Source organism: Nocardia spumae (assembly GCF_020733635.1).
Taxonomy (GTDB): domain Bacteria; phylum Actinomycetota; class Actinomycetes; order Mycobacteriales; family Mycobacteriaceae; genus Nocardia; species Nocardia spumae.
The window spans coordinates 6,209,507-6,233,087 of the sequence record NZ_JAJFZL010000001.1 but is presented as its reverse complement, the minus strand read 5'-3'; the positions used below and the strand labels follow the sequence as shown (position 1 = coordinate 6,233,087).

The following is a 23,581-nucleotide window of genomic DNA, read 5'->3' as shown; positions in this document are numbered from 1 at the left end:
GGACGAGCCGATGACGGTCGATACCGCCGAGCCGGTCGAGTCGCGGCAGCGCGCCGCGGACCAGGCCGAACCGCTACAGCCGGATCGGGTGGCGCGCAAACAGCAGAAGCGTGCCGACGGCCTCGCGCGCAAACAGGTCCTGCGACCGGTCAACGGCACGCTGACCGGAGCGAGTCTCGTGATCGTGCTGTCGTCGATCTGCTCGGTGGTCCCGTTCGTCCTCATCGTCGAGGCCTGCCGCGCACTGTTGTCCACGCCGATCGATACCGGCCGGGTGTGGTGGCTGGTGATCGCGGCGGTCCTCGTGCTGGTGCTGCGCGGACTGCTGCAGGTGGTGGCGCTGGTGTGGACACACGCGGTCGACGCCTCCTTCCAGCTCGGCCTGCGACAGCTGCTGGCCGCCAAATTGACCCGGGTGCCGCTGGGCTGGTTCACCGACCGCAGTTCCGGCGAGGTCAAGAAGTTCCTGCAGGACGATGTGGAGGCACTGCACTATCTGGTGGCGCATGCGCGGCTGGAATTCGTGGGTGCGGTGACCGTCCAATTGGTCGCGCTGATCTACCTTTTCACCGTCGACTGGCGACTGACCCTGATCTTGCTGGTGCCGTTGGTGCTCTACACCCGTGGCCTGGCGGCCATGATGGGCAAGGACCATCAGGCGCGGTTCGCCGTCTTCAACAACCACGAGCGCACCATCGAGCAGTCCATCATCGAATTCGTCGACGGAATTCAGGTGGTGCGGGCGTTCGGCCGGGCCCGCAAGGCGCACAGCACCTACCAGCGCGCGGTCGACAACACCGCAGACAGCCTGCTGGCGTGGAAGACGCCGATGACCAGGTTGCAGTCGGCCTCCGAGCTGCTGCTGACCCCGGTCCTGCTGATGCTGGTCGTGGTGGTCGCCGGACTCGGCTTCGCCGATCTCGGCTGGATGGATCCGGTCGACATCCTGCCGTTCCTCCTGCTCGGAATCGGTTTGGGCAGTGCGCTGCTCGGCATCGGATTCGGTGGTCAGGCACTGCGTGAGGGTGGCGCCGCCGCATTGCGACTGCACGAATTGCAGCAGACCCCGGAACTGGCGACCCGCGCCGGCGGCGGCCCGGCGACGGCGCCGGCGACGGCGACGGCGACCGAGGCTCCGGTCGGGCCGGTGGTGCGATTCGAGAACGTCAGCTTCGGCTACCGCGCCGATCGAACGGTGCTGCGGGAACTCGACTTCGAACTCGCGCCCGGCACGATCACCGCGCTGGTGGGTCCGAGCGGTTCCGGAAAGTCCACGCTGGCCCGGCTGCTGCCCCGGTTCTACGACGTCACCGACGGCCGCATCACCATCGGTGACAGGGATGTCCGGGACTTCTCGACCGAGGAGCTCTACCGCACCGTGGGATTCGTCCTGCAGGATGTGCGGATGATTCGCGGCACGATCCGCGAGAACATCGCCCTGGCCCGGCCGGAGGCCGATGCCGAGACCATCGAACGCGCCGCCCGCGCCGCGCAGATCCACGATCGGATCCTGGAACTGCCACGCGGATACGACTCCGAGATCGGTGTCGACGCGGTGCTGTCCGGCGGTGAGGCGCAACGGTTGTCGATCGCGCGCACCCTGCTGGCCGACACCCCCATCCTGGTACTCGACGAGGCGACCGCCTTCGCCGATCCGGAATCGGAGGCCGCGGTGCAGGATGCGCTCGCGGTGCTGGTCGCGGGGCGCACGGTAGTGGTGATCGCGCATCGCCTGCACACCATCACCGGTGTGAACCGCATTCTGGTGCTGGACAACGGCGCCGTCGCCGAGTCCGGCGAGCACGCGACGCTGTCGGTGGCCGGTGGTCTCTATCAGCGGTTGTGGGAACAGAACGAGGCGTCGATCGGGGTGCTCGGGCAATCCCCGGTGGCGGTCCGCGACGTGGAAGGGGAACTCCGGTGATCAGGAAGATCTTCGCGCTCATCCCGCCGGACCTGCGCCGCTACGTGCCGCGCTATCTGGCGCTGATCGGCGCCGGGGCGTTGGGTCAGATCGCGTCGTACCTGCTGCTGATTCCCGTCCTGCAGGCGCTGTTCGACGGCGATTTCGGGCGGGCGTGGCAGTGGACCGTATCGCTGGCGGTCGCGGTGATCGTGGCCTCGCTGTGCTCCTATCAGCAGTTGCTGGTGGGCCTGCGGATCGGCGTCGGCATGATGCGCGGGGTGCAGACCAGCCTCGGTGACCATCTGAGCACCTTGCCGCTGGGCTGGTTCGCCACCGCCAATTCCGGATCCATCTCGCGCATGGTCGTCGGCGGTGTGCGCGAGATCATGGGGGTCGTCAACTATCTGCTCGCGCCGGTGGTGACCGCGGTTGTCGTTCCCGTCGGCGTCGCGATCGGCGTCCTGTTCATCGACTGGCGGATCGCGTTGGTCATGCTGGTGAGCCTGCCGATTCTGCTGCTGGTCAGCCGCTGGGCCAACAACAGCTACACCCGCGCCGATCGGCAGCTCGATGCCACTGCGGCCGAAGCGAATTCGCGAGTCGTGGAATTCGCGCAGGCGCAGCCGGTACTGCGGGCCTTCGGTGCGGTCGGTGCCGGTAACCGCGCCCTCGACCGGGCGCTGCGAGACCAACGTGGCGCCGCGCGTCGGATGATCGCCGCCAGCGTCCCCGGCCTGATGGTGTTCGCGCTCTGTGTGCAGGTCGTGTTCCTGGTCGTGGTGGCAGTGATCGTGGCCCGGGGGACCGGCGGTGAGCTGTCCATTCCCGCCACCATCGCGCTGATCGCGGTGACGGCCCGGTTCATCGAGCCGATCAACCGTGCCGCGCAGCTGAGCACCGCCATCCGCAGCGCCGGTGATGCGGCCGACCGCATCACCGATTTCCTGGCCGAGCACGATCTGGCCGAGGCCGCCGAACCGGTGACCCCCGGTGCACCCGAGATCGTGTTCGACAAGGTCGAATTCGGCTACCGCGAGGGCGAGAAGGTCATCGACGGAGTCTCGTTCACCGTGCCCGCCGGCACCACGACGGCGATCGTCGGCCCCTCCGGTGGCGGCAAGACCACGTTGCTGAAGCTGGCCTCCCGCTTCTACGACGTCGGCGCCGGCGCCATCACCGTCGGCGGCCACGATGTGCGGCGGCAGCCGTCGGAAACCCTGCTGCGCCAGGTGTCACCGGTCTTCCAGGACGTCTACCTGTTCAACGAGACCATCTTCGACAACATCCGCATCGGCAACCCGGACGCCACCGACGAGCAGGTACGCCGGGCCGCCGACATCGCCCGGGTGGACGAGATCGTGGAACAACTGCCCGACGGCTGGGACGCCGCCGTCGGCGAAGGTGGCGCCGCCCTGTCCGGCGGTGAGCGACAACGAGTCTCGATCGCCCGCGCCCTGCTGAAGGACGCTCCGATCATCCTGCTCGACGAGGCCACCAGCGCCCTGGATCCACACAGTGAGGCCGCCGTGGTCCGCGGCATCCACGAACTGACCCGTGACAAGACCGTCGTGGTGGTGGCGCATCGCCTGTCCACCATCGCCCACGCCGATCAGATTCTGTTCGTCGAAGGCGGGCAGATCCTCGAACGCGGCACGCATGTGGAACTCCTCGATCTGGGTGGGCGCTACGCCCACTTCTGGTCCGAGCGGTCGCGCGCCACGGGCTGGCACCTGGTCGACGCCTGATCGACATCGGCAGCCGGATGTACCCTGCCGAAGATCAACGGCCCGAGGCCATCTCGAGCCGTTGGCGTCCGCGCGGACCGGCCCTCGGCTATTCGACAGACACGCGTGAGCCCGCTCTTCTCAGCAGGCGGATTGCCAACAGCGCAATCCACATGCCGCAGGCAATGATTCCGATCCGCTCGATGAGCCCCGCCGGCCCCCCGTCCACCGATCGGGCGGTGAGGGCGAAGGCGACGTAGGAGGTGGGGACCAGCAGGCCGGTGGCAACCGAATACCGGTACCAGCCGCGACTTTCGAGCGCGTCATCGCGCCGGGCCAGGACGAAGCAAGCCGCGGTCAGCGACATGAACTGAACCAGACCGAGAAGACTGTGAACGGCGCCGTGAACGGTCAGCGCTTCCGACGCTCCCGGCGGGTAACCCAGCGACGGGTCGGGAAGGACAGGCCCGATGGCGACGAAGGTGAGGCCATAGCTGCCCAGCAGGAGGGGGCCCCAGGTGGCACCGCGTCCGGTACGCGGAAGCCGCCTCATCCCGACGGCGAAGGCGAGCAGGAGCGATCCGGTGACGACGTAGTTGGTTATCTGCATCCATCCGCCGGGCCCCAGTTCGAGGTTGCTGTCGGGGACCACCCAGGCGTTGTAGTCAGGGCGTATGGCCCCAAGGGCGTGAATGACAACAATGTTGAGCAGCGGAGCGATGACACCGCACGTCAGCAGCAGTCTCCTCGCCGCCGAGTGCTCTCCGGCAGGGTGTGCCGGGGTTCGGGCGGACTGTGGCTTCGCGGGGCCGAGGGTGCCGGTCACGACATGTCCTCTCGTCGTCGATCGGGGTGACAACTCGGGGAGCGTGGCGGTTCGCCGACCGCACCCGAGGTGAACACCACTATCGACCGATCGGTCGCCCCGGAGATTGGACAAATGTTCCCCGGGCCCGGTACCGGTCCGGTGCGACGGCAGGGCTGGGGCCACGCGAACCGTTCCTCCCGGGCCCCGGCGTCCGCGAATCGCTTCGGCGGCGCACGACGGGTGTGCCCCTGCTCAGCGCCAGTAACCGCGCGCGGCCACATTTCCCTTGGGCAGTTTGGATTTCAGCGATTTGGTGATCGCGCGGGTGGTGGCGGCATCGCAGGCCGCCCAGCCGAAGGCGTCGGGGGAGCAGGTCACCGATTCGGCGGCCTGGCGCAGCAGTTGTCCGTAGTTGACGCGCTGCACCCAGGTCACCTCGGTTTCGGGGCCGGTGCGTACGGGCAGGGACTGTTCGGATTCGTCCTGCCATTCCAGCCACACCCGCGCGGGGGTTTCGTCGATGGCGTCCAGCAGAGAGTTGATGGCGGGCAGGGACGCGCTGTCGCCGAAGATCAGGAATTCCGAGGGAACCGGATCGGGGACAGCGAATTTCGAACCCATCACCGTGGCGTCGAGGACATCGCCGACAGTGGCCTGCTCGGCCCAGCGCGACGCGGGCCCGCCGTGCAGGGCGAATTCGATATCGAAGGTGTCGGCCTCGGGGTTCGGATCGACCAGGGTGTAGCCGCGCTGGACGAGATTGCCGTTGTCCTCGGCGAACCAGATCCGCACCCACTGGGTGGGGTGTACCGGATGCGCGGCCAGCAGGCCGCCGCCGGTGAACCCGATACGCAGGTATTTGTCGCTGACCCGTTCGGTAGCCGTCACCGTGAACCGGTAATCGTCGGCGCCGAATGCCTTGAGAACGATGCCGTTGAAGCCTTTGCCCATAGGGCTAGAGTATCCGGGTTAGGTTAGCCAAACCACATACCTACAGCAGCAGGGGCTGTCTGGGTTACTATGCATGCGGGTTAGGCAAGCCTAGCCTTCTAAGTGTGAGGTGAGGCCTGTTTCCCGGCCGGTGAGGAGTTTTGTCTGATGCTCGGCAAAGCGGATGTACGTGACATCGTGGCGGCGGAGCTGGGGATACAACCCGAATCGATCGGATACGACGACGATCTGGTCGGACTCGGCATGCACTCGATGTTGCTGATGCGGCTGGCCGGGCGCTGGCGCAAGCAGGGCCACGAGGTGCGCAGCTCCGAGCTGGCGCTGCAGCCGACCGTGGGCGCCTGGGCGCAGCTGCTCGGCGCCGAATCCGCACCGGCCGGGGAATCCGAGCCCGCGGCACCCGTGTCGGAGACCGCCGAGGGTGAGGAATTCCCCCTGGCCACCATGCAGCACGCCTACTGGGTGGGCCGTCGCCAGGATCAGCGGCTCGGCGGTGTGGCCGCCCATCTGTACGTGGAATTCGACGGGCACGGCCTCGACGCCGATCGGATGCGGCGTGCGGTGGACCGGGTCGTGCGGCGGCATCCGCAGCTGCGGGTGCAGTTCACCGACAACGGCACTCAGCGGGTGCTGCCCGAACCGCAACGCCCGGTATTCCGCGCGGTGGATCTGACAGCTGCCGCCGACCCGGCCGCCGAACTGGAACGGCTGCGTCACGAGAAGAGCCATCAGCGGATGGACGTCGAGGCCGGTGAGGTCATCGACATCACTCTCACTCTGCTGCCCGGCAATGCCCATCGCGTCCACGTCGACGTCGATATGCTCGCCGGCGACGCGCAGAGCTACCGTCGCATCCTGGACGATCTGGCCACGTGCTACGAGACCGATGCCGAACCGGCGGATGCGATCGGCTACACCTTCCGCGACTATCTCGACACCAAACAGCGCACCGCGCCGGACAATTCGGCCGCACGGGCCTGGTGGCGCGAACGGCTCGCCGATTTGCCCGATATCCCCGCCCTGCCCGTCGTCCCCGAGGACGAGCGCGGCGATCCGGCCCGCAGTATCCGCCTGCACCACTGGTTCCCACCCGAGGCCAAGGCGCAGCTGAACAAGGTCGCGCACAGCCACGGCGTCACCCCCGCGGTCACCCTGGCCACCGTCTTCTCCGAGGCGATCGCGCGCTGGTCGGCGCACCAGCGCTTCCTGCTGAACGTGCCGCTGTTCGATCGGGAGCCCTTCCACGACGATATCGACCGTGTGGTGGGCGATTTCACCAATTCGGTCCTCGTGGACGTCGACGCCCGCACCCCGGAGTCGGCGGTCGCGCGTGCCAAGCGGCTACAGCGCGAATTGCACACGTGCGCGGTCCATTCCACCTACGAGGGCCTGGACGTGCTGCGCGATCTGGGCCGGTCGCGCGGTGCGCCGGTGACCCCGTCGGTGGTCTTCACCTCCGGCCTGAACCTCGGTGAGTTGTTCGCCGACACTGTGACTCGCCTGTTCGGTGCGCCGGTGTGGGTGCTCTCGCAGGGCCCGCAGGTGGATCTGGACGCCCAGGTGGCCGAGCTGGCCGGGGGCCTGCTGGTGAACTGGGATGTGCGTCGCGACGCCATGCCCGAGGGCGTGGTGGAGGCGATGTTCGCCGAATTCCGCCGGCTGCTGCTGGCCCTGGTCGAACCCGGCGCGGACTGGAACGCTCCGCTGTCCATCGCGCTACCGGCCGAACAGGCCGCGGTGCGGGCGAAGGTCAACGACACCGCGGTGGATCTGGGGCAGCGCACCCTGCACGACGCGTTCTTCGCACACGCGCAACAGGATCCGCGGCGGCCCGCGCTGCTGTGGTCCGACGGCGGTGCGAGTGGCTACGGCGAGCTGTCCGATCAGGCACTGGCCGTGGGCCACGCGCTCACCGATGCGGGTGTGCGTCCCGGCGATACCGTCGCGGTCGTGATCGGCAAGGGCCACCGGCAGATTCCCGCCGTCCTGGGGGTGCTGGCCGCCGGTGCCAGCTATGTGCCGATCGGCACCGGGCAGCCCGCCGCGCGCCGGGATCGCATTCTGGCCCGCGCCGGCGCACGGGTCGCCCTCGTCGACTCCCCGGCCGAGTTGCCCGGCGAGGTCACGGCGATCGACCTGACGACCGCGCTCACCGGGCCGAAACTCGAGCACGCGCACTCCGCATCGCCCGACAGCATCGCCTACGTGCTGTTCACGTCCGGATCCACCGGCGAACCGAAGGGAGTCGAGGTCAGCCACCGCGCTGCCGCCAACACCATCGACGCGCTCGCCGCGCACTTCGGGCTCGGCGCCGACGATCGCCTGCTCGGCCTGTCGTCGCTGGAGTTCGATCTATCGGTGTACGACATCTTCGCCCCGCTCGCCGTCGGTGGCGCCCTGGTCTGCGTGGACGCCGGCATCGAGCGCGACGCCCAGGGCTGGGCACGGCTGATCGCCGAACACGGTGTCTCCGTGCTCAACTGCGCGCCCGGCCTGATCGGCATGCTGCTCGACACCGTGGCCGGAGCGACGCTACCGGAGGCGGCGGCTCGCGCGACCACGGGGGGAGCCGCTCCCGCCGTCATGGGTAGCGCCGCCGCGCAGTTGCGCTCGCTGCGGCTGGTGATCACCGGTGGTGATCGGGTCGGGACCGATCTGGGGCACCGCCTGCGTGCCCTCGTTCCCGGCCTGCGCTTCGCCGGTCTCGGCGGCGCCACCGAGGCGGCGATCCACTCCACGGTCTGCGAGGTCACCGACGATTTCCCCGCCGACCGGTCGAGCGTGCCCTACGGCACCCCGCTGGCCAACGTGCGGATGCGGGTGGTCAACGAGCGCGGGGAGGACTGCCCGGACTGGGTGGCCGGCGAATTGTGGCTCGGCGGAACGAGTATCGCCGACGGCTACCGCGGCGATCCCGAGCGCACCGCGCAGCGTTTCACGGAGGCGGACGGGGTGCGCTGGTACCGCACCGGCGATCTCGCCCGCTACCTGCCCGATGGCACCGTGGACTTCCTCGGCCGCGCCGACCACCAGGTCAAGATCCGCGGTTACCGGGTGGAACTCGGTGAGGTCGAATCCGCGCTGACCACGCTGCCGGAGGTGCGGCAGGCCGTGGCGCTGGTCACGGACTCCGGCCGGCTGGCCGCCGCGGTCAGCGCACCGGGAACCACCGGCGGCGAGCTGCGCGAGCGACTGCGCGACCTCCTTCCCGCGCACATGATTCCGGAGCTCATCGACGTTCTCGACACCATTCCGCTCACCCCCAACGGCAAATTCGACCGGGCGGCGATCAAGCGCGGTCTCGACAGCGGATCGCCGACGGCGGCATCGGAATTCGTCGCCCCCGCGAACGAGGTCGAGGCGGCGGTGGCGTATATCGCGGCACAGATTCTCGGTGTCGAGAGCGTGGGAGTGGAGACCGACTTCTTCGAAATCGGCGGCAACTCGATTCTGGCCACCACCCTCACCGCCACGGTGCGCGGCCTGCTGGCGGTCGAGAAGTTCGGTGTCACCGAGGTTTTCGGCGGCCGCACGGTGCGGCGCATCAGCGCGGGGCTGCTCGCCGCCGAAACCACACCCGGTCGGCTCGCGCGGGTCTCGCGAATCCTGCTCGAGCTCGCCGAGGTCGAAGTGCCGCAAGCGGATTCGGCGCTCGCCGGTAGCGGACGCTGATCGCGGTCCGGATTTCTCGTCGTACACAGATTGGTTCGTCACATGCGTTCGCTCGAAGACCTGCAGGCAGCGATGGCGGCTCGGCTCGCCGAGGAAGGATTGGCCACCGCCGCCGCGGTGCCGGTCCGGCGAGATCCCGAGCGGGCGCCGCTGTCGTTCGGGCAGCGCTACGTCTGGGCGCACCAGCAGATCTCGCCCGGTAGCACCGCCTACAACTTGTGCCTGGCGCTGACCTTCTCCGGCGAGGTCGACACCCGCGCGTTGCACGTGGCGTTCGAGGCGCTGGTGCGTCGGCACGAGGTCCTGCGCACCACCTATCACACCGATGACGACGGCGAGCCCTATCAGCGGATCCACGCCGAGCTGGCGCCCCGGCTGCGCGAGGTGGATCTGTCCGCGGCGGGGGCCGAGGCGGCGCGCGCGCGGGTGCGCGAGCTCACCGAGACCGCGGCCCGCGAGAGTTTCGATCTGACCGCCGAATCGTCGCTGCGTGTCACCTTCGCCCGGGTGCGGGCCACTGAACTGGTCGCGATCGTGGTCATTCAGCACATCGCGTGGGACGGTATGACGCTGCCGGCGCTCTCGCGCGATGTGGAGACGTTCTACCGGCAGGCCCGCACCGGCCGGGTCGAGGCCGAACCGCTGCGATTGCAGGTGGCCGACTTCGCCGAGTGGGAGGCCGACCGCTTCGCCGCCGACGATCACGACGAGGATATTCGCTTCTGGCAGAGCCGCTTCGGTGACGAGCTGCCCGAACTGGCGCTGCCCTACGATCGTCGTCCGGTCGCGGTCACCGAACGCGGCGAGCGTTCCGACAAGCCGCTGAGCGAGCGCGCCGACGCCGCCCTGCGCCAACTGACCGCACAGTTGCGCACCACGCCGTTCTCGGTGTTCCTGTCCGCCTACTACCTCGCGCTGCGACAGATGACCGGCCGCGCCGACATGGTGATCGGCACCACCGTGGCCAACCGCGAGGAATCCGGCATGGAGCTGCTGATCGGCAACCTCAGCAATATGCTTCCGCTGCGAATCGCCGCCGAGGGAGAGGTGTCCGTCGCCGAACTGGTGGCACAGGTGCGCGGGGTGATCACCGACGGGTTCGGCCACAAGCACTTCCCGCAGGAAGGCATCGTGCGCGCGGTCAACGCGGCCACCGGCAACGTCGGCTCGAACCTGTTCGACACCATGGTGCTGTTCCTGCATCAGAAGATCGACGGTCCACAGCTTCCGGGCGTCGTCACCAGCTGGGAGCTGATGCACAACGGCGCCGCGCTACTGCCGCTGGTGGTCGAGACGTTCATGCACGTCGATCGCACCGATGTGCAGATCACCTACCGCACCGATCTTTTCGACGCCGCGACCATCGACCGGCTGCACGAGTACATCGACCAGGTACTCGCCGCGGCCACCGCGGATCGGCCGATCACCGAGCTGACGACGCTGTCGCGGTCCGATCGCACCGCGCTGTCCGCGTGGTCGCACGGCTCCGTGGTGGATATCGAGGCCGACTCCATCGACGCGATGATCCGCGCGGCCACCGCGCGGTATCCGGATCGGACCGCGGTGGTGTTCGGCGATCTCGAGTTGACCTATCGCGAATTCGATCGCCGGGTCGACGAGCTCGCGCGGCTGCTGCTGGCACGCGGTGTGCGCCCGGGTGATCGGGTCGGGGTCTACGCCGAGCGCAGTGAGCGGCTGCCGATCGCCTTCGCGGCCGTACAGCGCGTCGGCGCGGTCTATTTCCCGGTGGATCCCAGTTATCCGATCGATCGCGTCGAATACATGCTCGACGACGCCGAGCCCACCTTGCTGCTGGTGTCGGCGGCCGAGGGTCCGAGCGTCGAGATCACCGTTCCGACAGTGGATCTCGCCGATCCGGCGGTCGTCGCGGAACTGGCCGCCGGCGACGGCGCCGAGCTGCCACCGGTTCTGCCGCCGCGGCCGATCCACCCTCTCGACGCCGCCTATCTGCTCTACACCTCCGGAACCACCGGCCGCCCCAAGGGCGTCATCGTTCATCAGCGCGGCGTCACCAACCACGTGCAGTGGATGCGGGACTATCTGGAGTTCGGCGAGGAGCGCATCCTGCAGAAGGCGCCGATCGGCTTCGACGTCTCGGTCTTCGAACTGGTGAACGCGCTGTGCACCGGCTCGGCGACCGTGCTGCCCCCGCCGGACTGGTGGCAGGCGGATGTGGAAGCGCTGGCCGGGATCATCCATCGGCACCGGATCACGCAGATCTCGCTGGTGCCCAGTGTGGTTCGCGCCTTCATCGACGCCGGCCCGGATCCGGCCCGGCTGCGGTCGATGCGCTACGTGTACCTGGGCGGTGAATCGGTGCCGCCGGCGCTGGTCGAGGAATCGAGCCGCTTCTTCGGCGGCACGGTTCTCGGGCTGTACGGCCCGACCGAGGGTGCGATGGACCTCATGCACGAGGACTTCGCCGGTATCGATCCGCACGAGGACGCCATCCGCTCCGCGCTCATCGGTGCGCCCGAATGGAATTCGTCGGTCTACGTGCTCGATGAGCGCCTGCGGCAAGTGCCGCCCGGCGTGGTCGGTGAGCTCTACCTCGGCGGTGTGCAGCTGGCCCGCGGCTATCATCGCCGCCCCGATTTGAGCGCCGCGGCCTTCGTGGCCTGCCCCTTCGCCGGCGAGCCCGGAGCGCGGATGTATCGCACCGGCGATATCGTGCGCTGGAATTCGCAGGGCCGCATGGAATATCTGGGCCGCGTCGACGATCAGGTCAAGGTGCGCGGCCACCGTATCGAACTGGGTGAGATCGGCACCGTGCTGCGCCGGATGCCGGGTATCGCCTCGGCGGTGGCGGTGACCGCGCCGCAGAGCGCGGGCGATCTCGCACTGGTGGCCTACTACGTGCCCGAAGCCGATTCGGAGTTCGCCACCGCAGGCGCGGACGCCGATCGGATCACGTCGTATCTTTCGCGGCGACTTCCGGAGTACATGATCCCGTCGGCACTGGTCCGGCTCGACGAGCTACCGCTGACCGCCAACGGCAAACTGGATCGGCGCGCACTGCCGGCGCCGGATCTCGGTGGCAGCACCGGCCGGGGTCGTGCGCTGCGCGACGAGGCCGAACGCGGCGTCGCCGACGCGGTGCGCCAGGTACTCGGTATCGCCGAGACCACCGCATTGGCCGCCGACGACGACTTCCTCGCGCTGGGCGGCGATTCCATCACCGCCATCCGGATGGCGTCGGCGCTGAAGAAGCGCGGACTGCTCATCACCACCAGCGCGCTGTTCGACGCACGCACGATCGCGCGCATCGCGGCGGCGGCCGAGCCGATCGTCGCGGGCGGCGCCCCGGCACTGGCCGAGGTCGGTGCCGCGACCGGCTGGATTCCGCTCAATCCGATCGCCACCGTGCTCGCCGAGACCGCACCCGAACACAGCGCCTACAGCCAGGCCACCGCGGTGGTGACGCCGCCGCACAGCACACGGGACCGGGTCACCGCCGTGGTCGCGGCCCTGGTGGACCGGCACCCGATGCTGCGAGCCCGGCTGGCCACCGATCCCGACGGGCATACCGCCTACTACATCCCGGGCGCGGACGAGCAGGTCCCCGCACCGACGCTCACCGAGATCGTCGTGCCCGCCGCGGAGTGGAATCGGCAGGCGGGTTCGCGACTGCGCGAACAACTTCGCCACGGCAGTGAACTGCTCGACCCGGCGGCCGGGCGGATGGTCGCGGCGATCTGGGTGCGATCGGACGCGGGTGCCCAGGGCCGGCTGCTGCTGGTGATCCACCATCTGGTGGTGGACGGCGTCTCGTGGCGCGTCATCCACGACGATCTGCGCCAGCTGTGGGAGAACCCCGGGGCGGCAGCGGAATCGGGAACATCGGTGAAGACCTGGAACACCAGTCTGGCCGGACTGGCCACCGCCGACAGCGTGCTCGACACCCTGCCGTACTGGACCGCCGCGGCCGAGGGCGTGGATCCGCCGCTCGGCAGCCGCGAACTGGATCCCGCGGTGGACACCGTCGCCACGGTGCGCGAGATCACCACGTCGCTGGACTCCGACGACACCGCCTTCCTGATGACCACGGCCACTACGGCATTCGGTTGCGATTTCCTCGACATCCAGGTCGCCTCGCTGGCGGTGGCGGTGCACCGGTTCCGGCAGCGCCGCGAATCCGACGCCGCGACGGTGTCGCTGACCATGGAGCGGCACGGCCGCGTCGAAACACTGTTCGCCGGAGTGGATCTGGCCAACACCGTGGGCTGGTTCACCACCACCTATCCGGTGAACCTCGACGTCAGCGGCGGCTCCGAGGTGGAGTCGGCGGTCAAGGCGGTGAAGGAACAGCTGCTGGCGGTGCCCGAATCCGGTATCGGCTGGGGTCTGTTGCGCTGGCTCAACGCCGACACCCGCCCCGCCCTCGCACGGCACCGCACGCCGCAGATCAGCTTCAACTACATGGGCCGGTTCGCCGCGGCGGGCTCCGAGGAGTGCGTCGAGAACTTCTCGGCGGCACCGGAATTCGGCTACATGGGAGGTCACGCGAATCCTTCCATGCCCGCTCCGGCGCTGCTCGACATCAACACCGTGGCCCTGACCGAGGGCGAGCGGGTGACTCTGCAGGCGTCCTTCCGCTTCCCGGCCGGGCCGCTGTCCGAGGACGATGTGCGCGAAGTGGCCGGGCTCTGGGAATCGGGGCTGGCCGAACTGGCGAAGGCGGTGCGCGACGACCAGATGCGCCGGCTGAGCCCCAGCGATGTGCTCGCCGTGGGTCCGACTCAGCTCGATCTGGACCGCTGGCGCGATATCTACGGCGAATACGAGGACGTGTACCCGCTCGCGCCGATGCAGGCGGGGCTGTACCTGACCGCGTTGAGCGCCGGCGCTCGCGACGTCTACAACGTGCAGACCCTGATCGGGGTGCGCGGCGAGCTGGAGGTGGCGCGGCTGGGGCGCGCCTTCGACACGGTCCTGAACCGGTATCCGAATCTGCGTGTGACACTGTCGGTGTCACACGCGGGCAGGCCGTACGCGATCGTGGCCGGGCATATGCCGATTCCGGTGCGTGAGATCGATCTGACGAGCGTGCCGGACGCGACCGAGCGGCTGCACGAGTTCTATCGGGCCGACCAGGCCGAGCAGTTCGACCTGGCCCGTGGACCGCTGACCCGGGTCACCGTGGCGCATATGCCCGGCGATGTGCACACCGTGGTGCTGACCATGCACCACATGCTGCTCGACGGGTGGTCCGGACAGCTCGTGGCGCGTGAGGTGTTCGCCGAATATGCCGTCGCGGGAGCGGATCCGATCGCGACTCCGGAGACCTTCGGGAAGTTCCTGACCATGGTCGAGGCCGAACGGGAGGCGGTGGAGGCGGCCTGGCAGCCGGTGCTCGAAGGCGTGCGGCCTTGCCTCGTCGCGCCCGGCCGGGGACCGGGCAGTGACGGCATTCCGTGCGAGCGTTCGTTCGCCATCGACGACGAGTTGGTGGAACGGCTCACCGTGCTGGCTTCCGAGGTGGGTACCACCTTCAGTGTGGTGTGCCAGCTGGCGTGGGCGAATGCGCTGCGCTACGTGGCGGGTGCGGAGACCACTGTCTTCGGTGAGGCGGTCTCCGGACGTCCGGCCGATCTCGACGAGGTCGACAACGCCATCGGCTGCTTCGCCAACATCATTCCGGCGGTGATCGGCTTCTCCGGCGCCCGCACCTGGCGCGAGCATCTGAGCGAGGTCCAGTCCCGGCGCATGGAACTGATGGAGTACCACAGCTATCCGTTGACCTCGGCGCTGCGTGCCGCCGGCAGCCGCAAGCTGTTCGACACCATGTTCGTCTTCGAGTCCTACCCGCCCGGACGGAAGGAACTCGAGGGCCTGCTCGGCAGCGCGGGGCTGGAGCTGGCCTCGTTCGAGGGCGCGGGAGCGACCGATAACGCGCTGTTGCTGATGATCTTTCCGGCCAACTCGCTGCTCCCCAGCGATTCGGTGCAGGCGGCGATCTTCTACGCCGAGGACGCGTTCGAGGACGACGACGCCCGCATCATCGAAACCGCCTTCTCCAACACCCTGCGCGCCATCGCGGACGCCCCGGATCAGCGGATCGACGCGGCCGCGGTGCTCGGCGACGAGGACCAGGGCCTGTTGGTGATGAGGCGGATGTGGCAGTGATCCGGTGGTCCGGCCCGGCCGACCACCCCTGTCCGGGTAGATCACCCTCGGGTATATTAGGTTTGCCTCACCTATCTAAGGGAGTCGCTGTGTCGCCCAGCGCACATCGAATGCCCTTGGGGTGCAAACAGTTGGGCGCCCGCGCGACGTCCGAGGCGGTTCCGGCCGATGCCAACGGCCGGGCGGTGCCGGACCGTCCCGCCGGCGCCCGCATGCCGATGCGTGGGCCCGGGCCGAGCCGGCAGTCCTTGTGAAGAGAGATGTGTGATATGGCAACAACACCCGGTTGGATCCGACAGTTCCACAAGCCTCGGGCGGCCGCCGCCGCGCCGCTGGTGATCTGTCCGCACGCGGGCGGGGGCGCCTCGACCTACCGGCCGTTCTCCAAGCAGCTGCGGGAGAATTTCGATGTCGTGGTCCTGCAGTATCCGGGCCGTCAGGACCGGGCCCGTGAGGTCGCCCCGCAAACCCTGCCGGAGTTCGCCGCCGGAGCGTTCGACGAGTTCATCCGCTCTCCGTTCCATCGCGGCGAGCCCATCACCGTCTTCGGGCACAGCATGGGCTCGATCGTGGCCTTCGAATTCGCCCGGCTGGCCGAGGCGGCCGGTGTGCCGGTGCGACTGCTCGCCGTCTCCGGCGCCGTCGCACCGTCGCGGGTAGCCGATATGCCCAACCACCCGACCGAGGACGAGCAACTGCTCGACCATCTCGTCGGGCTCCAGGGCACCGGCGCCGATGTGCTCGGCAACCGCGATCTGATGACGATGGCACTGCCGGTCCTGAAGGCCGATTACGCGGCCTTCGACCGCTATTCGTGCGCGCGGGATGTGCGGGTGCGGGCCCCGATCCAGGCGATGGGCGGCAGTGACGACGACTTCGTCACCATGGGCGAGCTCTACGGATGGCAGCGGCATACCACCGGAGATCTCGCCGTCGAGATGTTCGACGGCGGGCATTTCTATCTGCACGACCAGGTCGAGGGTATCGCCGAACTGCTCGCCGCCGAGCTGGAGACCGCGAGATGAGCGAGCACGATCCGATCGTCGTCACCGGCATCGGTATCGACGCGCCCGGCGGGGTCGAGACACCCGCCGAGTACTGGGCGGCACTGGCGGAATCCCGGGACCTCATCGGCCCGTTCCCCCGCGATCGCGGCTGGCCGCTCGAGCGGCTGCTGACGCTGTCGGATATCGAGGGCTGGTCCGAGGTTCGCGACGCGGGGGGATTCCTCTATACCGCAGGTGAATTCGATCCGATGTTCTTCGGCATCACCCCGCGCGAGGCCGTGGCCATGGATCCGCAACAGCGGGTGGCGCTGCGGGTCGCGTGGCGGGCACTGGAGAACGCGGGCATCAATCCCGGCGCCATCGACGGCGAGGACGTCGGCTGCTACATGGGCGCCTCCCCGACCGAATACGGCCCGCATGCGGCCGAGGTGAACGAGTACAGCGGATATCGGGCCACCGGCACCGCGCTCGGCGCGGTGGCCGGGCGCATCTCCAACTGTCTCGGTCTGGGCGGTCCGTCCATCGTGGTCGATACCGCCTGCGCCTCCTCGCTGTCGGCGCTGCACATGGCGGTCGCCGCGATCCGCGCCGGTGACTGCGAATGGGCACTGGCCGGGGCGGTGTGCGTCATGGGTTCGGCCGGAGCGTTCTTCGAATTCTCCAAGAACAACGCGTTGGCCACCGATGGGCAGTGCAAACCGTATTCGGCCGACGCCGGCGGCACCCTCTGGGGTGAAGGGGCCGGCATCGTCGTCCTGGAACGGGAATCGCGGGCCCGGGAACTGGGGCATCGCGTCTACGGCCGGATCCTGGCGACCCGGGTCAACCACAACGGCAGCGGCGCGCCGATCGCGGTGCCCAGTGCCGAGGCCCAGGAGCGGCTGATCCGCAAGACCGTGGACGCCGCGGGTATCGCGCCGGAACTGGTCGGCATGATCGAAGGTCACGGGACCGGCACCGCGGTCGGCGATCCGCTGGAACTGACAGCGCTGCAACGGGTCTACGGCGGCGGCACGGCACGGCTGGGATCGGTGAAATCCAATCTGGGCCACGCTCAGGCGGCCGCGGGCATGCTCGGCCTGATCAAGGTACTGCTGAGCGGACTCCACGGCAGCATCGCCCCCACCCGATTCGCCGACAACCCGACCGCCGAGGTCGACTGGGCGGCAACGGGTCTGCGGCTGGCCGCAGACCTCGAGTACTGGGAGCCACACGACGGAATTCGCTACGGGGCCGTCTCGTCGTTCGGGGTTTCGGGCACGAATGCCCACGCGCTGGTGGCCATTCCGGCCGTGGAAGAGGAGATCCATGTCTAGCTACCGACTGCCCGACGGCAGCGTGCCGGTGCTGCTGTCCGCGGACAATCCCGAGGCGCTGGGCCGGGAAGCGGCGGCCGTCGCCGACTACCTGGCCGGCCACCGGGCGGTCACCCCGGATCAGGTGGCCGACATGCTCTTTCGCACCCGGGTCGCGCGGCGATATCGCGCCCTGGTGATGGCCACGGATCGCGACAGCCTGCTCGGCGGACTGCGCGCGGTCGCCGCGGGGGAGCCGCATCCGGATGTCGTGGTCTCGGCTCGCGCCGCGACCCGGGGCCGGGTCGCCTACGTCTTCCCCGGGCAGGGCAGCCAGCGACCCGGTATGGGCCGCATGCTCTACGACCACTCCGAGGCCTTTCGCACCGCGGTCGACGAATGCGACAAGATCTTCCACGAGCTCTATCGGTGGTCGCCGCTGTCGTATCTGCTGGATGCCGAGGCGCCGGCCGACGACAGCGCGCAGAACGTCCAGCCCGCGTTGTTCATGCAGATGGTGGGCGTGGCCGCGATGTGGCAGGCGGTCGGGGTGCGCCCGCGGGCCACGGTGGGCCATTCACAGGGTGAGATCACCGCCGCGTACGTATCCGGTGCGCAGACGCTGCGCGACGCGGTCCGCATAGTCACCACCCGCGCGCGGATCGTCGACGGTCTGCAGCTGTCCGGATACTCGATGGCCGTACTCGGTATCGACCGCGACCAGTGCGAGGATCTGCTCGCCCGGCACGCCGGCTTCGCCGAACTGTCGGTGGTCAACTCCGAGCACATCCTGGCCATCTCCGGTGAGCGCGACGTGGTCCGGGCGATCATCGAACTGCTCGATGGCGCAGGGAAATTCGCGAAGGAGATCCGGGTTCAGTACCCCGCGCACACCTCCTACGTGAGCGGCTTCCGCGAGATTCTCAACCGCACCGTCGGCGACGGTATGGACAACTACTCGTTCCTGCCCGGTGATATCGACTTCATCGGCGCCACCTTCGGTGATCGCGTCGAGATCGAGCAGTCGGTGCTCGACTACTGGTATCTGAACCTGCGCAACCGGGTTCGCTTCGATCGTGCCATCGGGGTGGCCGCCGACCGCGGCGCCGATACGTTCATCGAGATCTCCGAACATCCCACGCTGATGCTGGCCATCCAGGAGAACCTCGCCGCGACCGGCTCGAAGCGCGCCTTCCAGGCGCTGGGCACCTCCCGGCGCAGCGCCGAGGATCTGCGCGAGTTCACCCGCAATCTGGCGACCGTCGCCGTTCACGACGCCGACTACGCGTGGGAGAGCCTGCGCGACAGCGCCTGCGAGGGCGTCCCGGCGCTGCCGCTGCTGGACTTCCCGCATACCCGGATGAGCCCCAAGACACTGTGGGCGCCCTACCCGTACGCCACCGCCGACGCGCCGCGCGCGGCCGGGGCCCGCAACGCCGACGGCACGGTGGTGCCGCAGCGCTACGTCGAGCGGTGGACGAAGCTGCGGCGCCGGAAGGTGGTGCCGCCGCGCGCGATCGCAGTGGTCGACCACACCGGGCAGTGCGGTGATCTGGTCACCGCGATCGATGCGGCCGCCCCGCGCCAGGGCGCCACCGTCGTCGCCGATGCCGGCTCCGGATCGGCCGATACCCTCGTGGTCCTGGTGCCGCCGTCGTCGGACTCGACGGCCGCGGCGGCGGTCGACGATCTCGCCGCCTTCCTCGGTGAACGATCGTGGCAGGCCGATCACACCGGGGTGAGCGATATCTGGCTCGTCACCACCGGTGGTGAACAGGTGCTGGCCGATGAGGTGCCCGATCCGTTCCATGCCGCGGCACAGGCCGGATTCCGTTGTCTGGCCGCGGAATATCTGGGTGTCCCGGTCCGGCACGTGGATCTGCCCGCCGGCGCCGATCCGGCGGCATCGGCCAAGGCGCTCGTCGGTGCTCTGCATATCGCCGGGGAGCCCGAACTCGCCGTCCGTGACGGCGGTGTCCACGCCAAGCGATTGGTCGTCGACGATACCGCGAACGATCGCCCGCTCGATGCCGCCGACCTGCGCGAGGTCGTGATCATCGGTGGTACCGGCAAACTCGGACTCGACTTCTGCGCTCGATTCGCCGCCGCCGGTGCGGGCCGGATCACCCTGGTCAGCCGTTCCGGCGGCGATGCGGCGGCGATAGCGCGCCTGCGCGATATCGAGCGGATCGGCGAGACCGAGATCGTGCGCCGCGGCTGCGATATCGGCGACGAGGAGGCGGTGGCCGCGCTCGGCGCCGAATTCCGGGACACCCCGGTCTCGCTGATCGTGCACGCGGCCGTCGACTACGCCGCCGCCGAGGCCGCCGTGACACCCGAATCGATTCGTGCCGCGGCACAGGCCAAATCGATTGCGCTGGAGCGACTCGTCCGGCATATCCCGCGTACGGACAACGGCCGGATCGTGCTGTGTTCATCGCTGTCGGCGACGCTCGGCGGTCGCGGTCACATGGTGTACTCGGCGGTCAACCGGCTGCTCGACGTCGCCGCGGCCCGCTACCGCGCCGACGGGGTGCGGTGTTCCTCGGTCCAGTGGGGTCTGTGGCGCGCGGTCGGCGCCGACAATGCCGACGCGCTGGCCAAGATCAGCGGAACGGGCCTGCTGCCGATGGATCCGGCCCGGGCGGTGACCGCGGGATTCGCACCTGACGCCGCGAATGTGCTGGTGGCCGCGGCGGATTGGGGCCGCATCAGCGATCTGTACGCGGTCTTCGGCTATCAGCCGTTGTTCGCCGAACTGCCCGAACCGGAGCAGGACGACGCGGCGGCGCCGGTGGCGGAGACCTCGAATGCACCTGTCGCCGTGCTGGATTCGGCGGCGGAAACGGCCGCGGCCGCGGTGGCGGAGCCGGGTGCCGATACCGCCGAGACCGTGCGCTCGGCCCTGCGCACCGTGATGGGGCTGGGCACGGCCGAATCCATCGACGGGACCATTCCGCTGGTCGCTCTCGGCCTGGATTCGCTGCAGGCGCTGGACCTGCGCAAACGGATCGAATCGGAGTTGCGGCGCGATCTTCCGGTCACCGCGATCCTGGGCGGCGCGTCGCTGGACGAGGTGGTCTCCCTGCTCGTCTGAGCCACCGCACTCCGCCACTTTTCCGAGGCGGCGGATCGCCGGCGAGGGGGTGGAGGTGGGATCCTTATTAGGTTAGCGTTACCAAATTAATCGGCTTGTCGTATTCAGACGGAGAACAGTGTGTCGGAACCAGTGGGAGAATTCGGCGGGGTCTCGGGAGCGGACACCGCGATCGTCGTCGAATCGGTGCGGAAGTCGTTCGGTGAGGTGAAAGCCCTGCGGGACATCACTTTCAGCGTGCCGACCGGCAGCGTGCTGGGGGTGCTGGGACCGAACGGGGCCGGGAAGACCACCACCGTATCCATCCTGTCCACCCTGACCCGGCCCGATGCCGGGCGGGCGGTGGTCGCCGGATACGACGTGGTCCGCGATGCCGCCCGGGTGCGCTCGTCGATCATGCTCACCGGCCAGTACGCGGCCCTCGACGAGATGCTCAGCGGTCGCGAGAATCTGGTGTTGTTCGGCCGTCTCATGGGACTGCGGCGTAAGCCCGCCCAGCAGCGGGCCGAGGAACTGCTCGACCAGTTCTCACTCACCGAGGCCGGTGATCGCCGGGTCGGACAGTATTCCGGCGGTATGCGCCGGCGCATCGATATCGCCTGCGGTCTGGTGCGCCCGCCGCGCGTGGTCTTCCTCGACGAACCGACCACCGGACTGGACCCGGTCAGCCGCCAGAGCCTGTGGGCGCTGGTCCGCTCGCTCAAGGAGCAGGGCGTCACGATTCTGCTCACCACGCAGTACCTCGAAGAGGCGGATGCGTTGAGCGACAACATCATCGTCGTCGACAAGGGCACCGTCATCGCCGAGGGCACCGCCGACCAGCTCAAGGCGCGCTCGGGTGACAGCTACTGCGAGGTGGTCCCGGTCGACGCCGCCGATGTGCCGGCCGTGGTCGCCGCGCTGGCGGAGCTGGGTGAGCCGACGGTCGCCGAATCGCGGGACCGGGTCTCGATTCCGGCGCCGGGCGGTGCGGCGACCCTGTCGCAGGCGCTGGACCGGATCAACACCGCCGGAATCGAATTGATCGATATCGCACTGCGCCGCCCGTCGCTGGACGAGGTCTTCATCCAGCTGACCAAGCCGACGATGGGGGCCGACGCATGACGGTCGCGACGAAATCCACTGCCGCGCGGCAGTTCTCGGACGAAGACTTCCATGTCCCGGCCTGGACGCAGCTGAGTGCGCTGAGCGGGCGGAGTATCCGCACCACGCTGCGCCAAGGCGATATGGTGCTCGCGTTCTTCCAGCCACTGGTGTTCTTCGTGTGCTTCTACGTACCGCTGCGCCGGTCGCTCGAGGTGCCGGGGGTCGACTACGCCCAGTACCTGCTGCCCATCATCGCGGTGTTCGCGATGTTCTTCGCCTCCATGTTCGCCGGTGACCGCGCCGCACGGGAGGTGGTGGGCGGAATGGCCACCCGGCTGCGGTCCATGCCGGTCCCGGCGTGGATTCCGGTGACGGCCCGGACCTCCGCCAGCCTGCTGCGGTCGGTGACCGCCCTGATCGGGGCGCTGGTCATCGGCACGATCTTCGGCTTTCGCTTCCATTCCGCCGATGCCGCGGTCGTTTTCGTGGTGGTGGTGCTGGCCTTCGGCGGCGCGCTGGTCATCGCGACCGATGCGCTCGGCACCGTCACCCGCAACTCCGAACTCAGCGGCACGGTGCTGTTCGGGCCGCAACTGCTCCTGGTCATGACCTCGACGGGTTTCGTTCCGGCAGAGGGTTTCCCGGGCTGGATTCAGCCCTATGTGCGCAATCAGCCGGTCTCCCAGATCACCGCCGCGCTGCGCGGCCTGGCCGACGGCCGGTACGTCTCCGAACTGGGCGTCGCCGTGGCATGGATCGTGGGCTTGCTGATTGTCGGCGCCGTCCTGGCGGTGCGAGCGGAAGGGCGCCGGGCATGAACGACGCGACCGGAGGCGGCAGCGTGCGTAACCACGGAGGGAGCCGGTAATGCCCGCAGAGAACGCAGGCATGAACGACGCGACCGGAGGCGGCAGCGTGCGTAACCACGGAGGGAGCCGGTAATGCCCGCAGAGAACGCAGGCATGAACGACGCGACCGGAGGCGGCAGCGTGCGTAACCACGGAGGGAGCCGGTAATGCCCGCTGAGAACGCAGGCATGAACGACGCGACCGGAGGCGGCGGCGTGAGCGAGGCGGTGCGGGTCGACCTCTCGGCGGGGACCGCGTTCGGTGAACCCCTCGCGGGCGGGCTGCTGTCGCAGAGTCTGGTGGAGGCCGGTCGGCTGCTGCGCCGCTGGTCGCGCCAGCCGGAGGTGATCACCTCCACCTTGATCTTCCCGATCCTGCTGCTGCTGATGTACGACCTGGTGCTCGACAAGTCACTGGGCGCCATGCACGACACCGACCCCATCTACGGATTCGTGCCGATGATCGCGGTCACCGGTGCCATGTACGGCGCGATGGGTACGGGTATGTCGCTGTTCGGGGAACGGCAGAGCGGTCTGTTACGCCGGTTCTGGGTGCTGCCGATCCATCGCGCGGCCGGTCTGATCGGTCGGCTGCTGGCCGAATGCGGTCGTGCCCTCGCCGCCACCGTGGTGGTGGTGATCGTCGGCATGCTGTTGGGCCTGCGCTTCCACGAGGGCTGGGGCGGGGTGATCGGGGTGCTGGTGGTGCCGGTCATCGTGATCGCCGGGTTCACCCCGGTGGTGGTGATGGTCGGTGTGAGCAGTGTCGGTGACAAGGTCACGCAACTGTTCGCGATCGTCGTGCTGGTCGGCATGTTCTTCAATTCCGGATTCGTCCCGGTCGAGAACTACCCGGGCTGGTTGCAGCCGATCGTGCGGGGGCAGCCGATGAGCTGTGCCATCGAAGCGATGCGCGATTTCACTCTCGGTGGCCCCCAGTTGGTCCCGTTCCTACAGACCGTGGCCTGGGCAGTGGGCCTGATCGCGGTCTTCGGCGCACTGGCCGTGCGCGGCTATCGTCGCGCCGTGCAGAGCTGATCC

At 68.7% G+C, this 23,581-nt stretch carries 12 protein-coding genes; 10 read left to right on the top strand and 2 right to left on the bottom strand.

Annotation, left to right across the window (positions count from 1 at the left end; all coding sequences use genetic code 11):
• The first annotated feature begins 10 nt into the window (after positions 1-10).
• Positions 11-1,924 (top strand): ABC transporter ATP-binding protein, encoded by a 1,914-nt coding sequence (locus tag LKD76_RS27735; protein ID WP_227984346.1) that lies wholly within the window; start codon positions 11-13, stop codon positions 1,922-1,924.
• Complete coding sequence (locus LKD76_RS27730; protein WP_227984345.1) at positions 1,921-3,651, top strand: ABC transporter ATP-binding protein; 1,731 nt, start codon at positions 1,921-1,923, stop codon at positions 3,649-3,651. Before LKD76_RS27735 ends, LKD76_RS27730 begins: the two co-directional genes overlap by 4 nt.
• An 88-nt stretch (positions 3,652-3,739) precedes the next feature.
• On the opposite strand, the gene LKD76_RS27725 is transcribed toward LKD76_RS27730, so the two are convergent.
• Both LKD76_RS27725 and LKD76_RS27720 read right to left on the bottom strand, forming a co-directional pair.
• Positions 3,740-4,456 carry a DUF998 domain-containing protein gene (locus LKD76_RS27725; protein ID WP_227984344.1) on the bottom strand — a complete coding sequence of 239 codons (717 nt, stop codon included), beginning with the start codon at positions 4,454-4,456 and terminating at the stop codon, positions 3,740-3,742.
• Positions 4,457-4,690: 234 nt separating this feature from the next.
• The gene (locus LKD76_RS27720; RefSeq protein WP_227984343.1) at positions 4,691-5,389 is read right to left on the bottom strand and encodes a siderophore-interacting protein; all 699 of its coding nucleotides are present in this window, start codon (positions 5,387-5,389) and stop codon (positions 4,691-4,693) included.
• Between the two features lie 147 nt (positions 5,390-5,536).
• On the opposite strand from LKD76_RS27720, the gene LKD76_RS27715 reads away from it, so the two are divergent.
• The 8 genes from LKD76_RS27715 (at position 5,537) to LKD76_RS27680 (ending at position 23,578) form a co-directional block, all read left to right on the top strand.
• The gene (locus LKD76_RS27715; protein WP_227984342.1) at positions 5,537-9,061 is read left to right on the top strand and encodes a non-ribosomal peptide synthetase; all 3,525 of its coding nucleotides are present in this window, start codon (positions 5,537-5,539) and stop codon (positions 9,059-9,061) included.
• Between the two features lie 42 nt (positions 9,062-9,103).
• A complete protein-coding gene (locus LKD76_RS27710) occupies positions 9,104-15,208 on the top strand; it encodes a non-ribosomal peptide synthetase (protein WP_227984341.1) in 6,105 nt (2,034 codons plus the stop codon).
• A gap of 269 nt (positions 15,209-15,477) precedes the next feature.
• A complete protein-coding gene (locus LKD76_RS27705; protein WP_227984340.1) occupies positions 15,478-16,233 on the top strand; it encodes a thioesterase II family protein in 756 nt (251 codons plus the stop codon).
• Entirely contained in the window at positions 16,230-17,531 is a 1,302-nt protein-coding gene (locus LKD76_RS27700) for a beta-ketoacyl [acyl carrier protein] synthase domain-containing protein (protein ID WP_227984339.1), read from the top strand. The genes LKD76_RS27705 and LKD76_RS27700 overlap by 4 nt, the downstream gene beginning before the upstream one ends.
• On the top strand, positions 17,524-20,607 hold the full coding sequence (gene nbtC / locus LKD76_RS27695; RefSeq protein WP_227984338.1) for a nocobactin polyketide synthase NbtC: 3,084 nt from the start codon (positions 17,524-17,526) through the stop codon (positions 20,605-20,607). The genes LKD76_RS27700 and nbtC overlap by 8 nt, the downstream gene beginning before the upstream one ends.
• A 120-nt stretch (positions 20,608-20,727) precedes the next feature.
• A complete protein-coding gene (locus LKD76_RS27690) occupies positions 20,728-21,711 on the top strand; it encodes an ATP-binding cassette domain-containing protein (protein WP_227984337.1) in 984 nt (327 codons plus the stop codon).
• Positions 21,708-22,511: an ABC transporter permease gene (locus tag LKD76_RS27685; protein WP_227984336.1), complete on the top strand. Its 804-nt coding sequence runs from the start codon at positions 21,708-21,710 to the stop codon at positions 22,509-22,511. The genes LKD76_RS27690 and LKD76_RS27685 overlap by 4 nt, the downstream gene beginning before the upstream one ends.
• A gap of 197 nt (positions 22,512-22,708) precedes the next feature.
• A complete protein-coding gene (locus tag LKD76_RS27680) occupies positions 22,709-23,578 on the top strand; it encodes an ABC transporter permease (protein ID WP_227984335.1) in 870 nt (289 codons plus the stop codon).
• Positions 23,579-23,581: the final 3 nt, after the last annotated feature.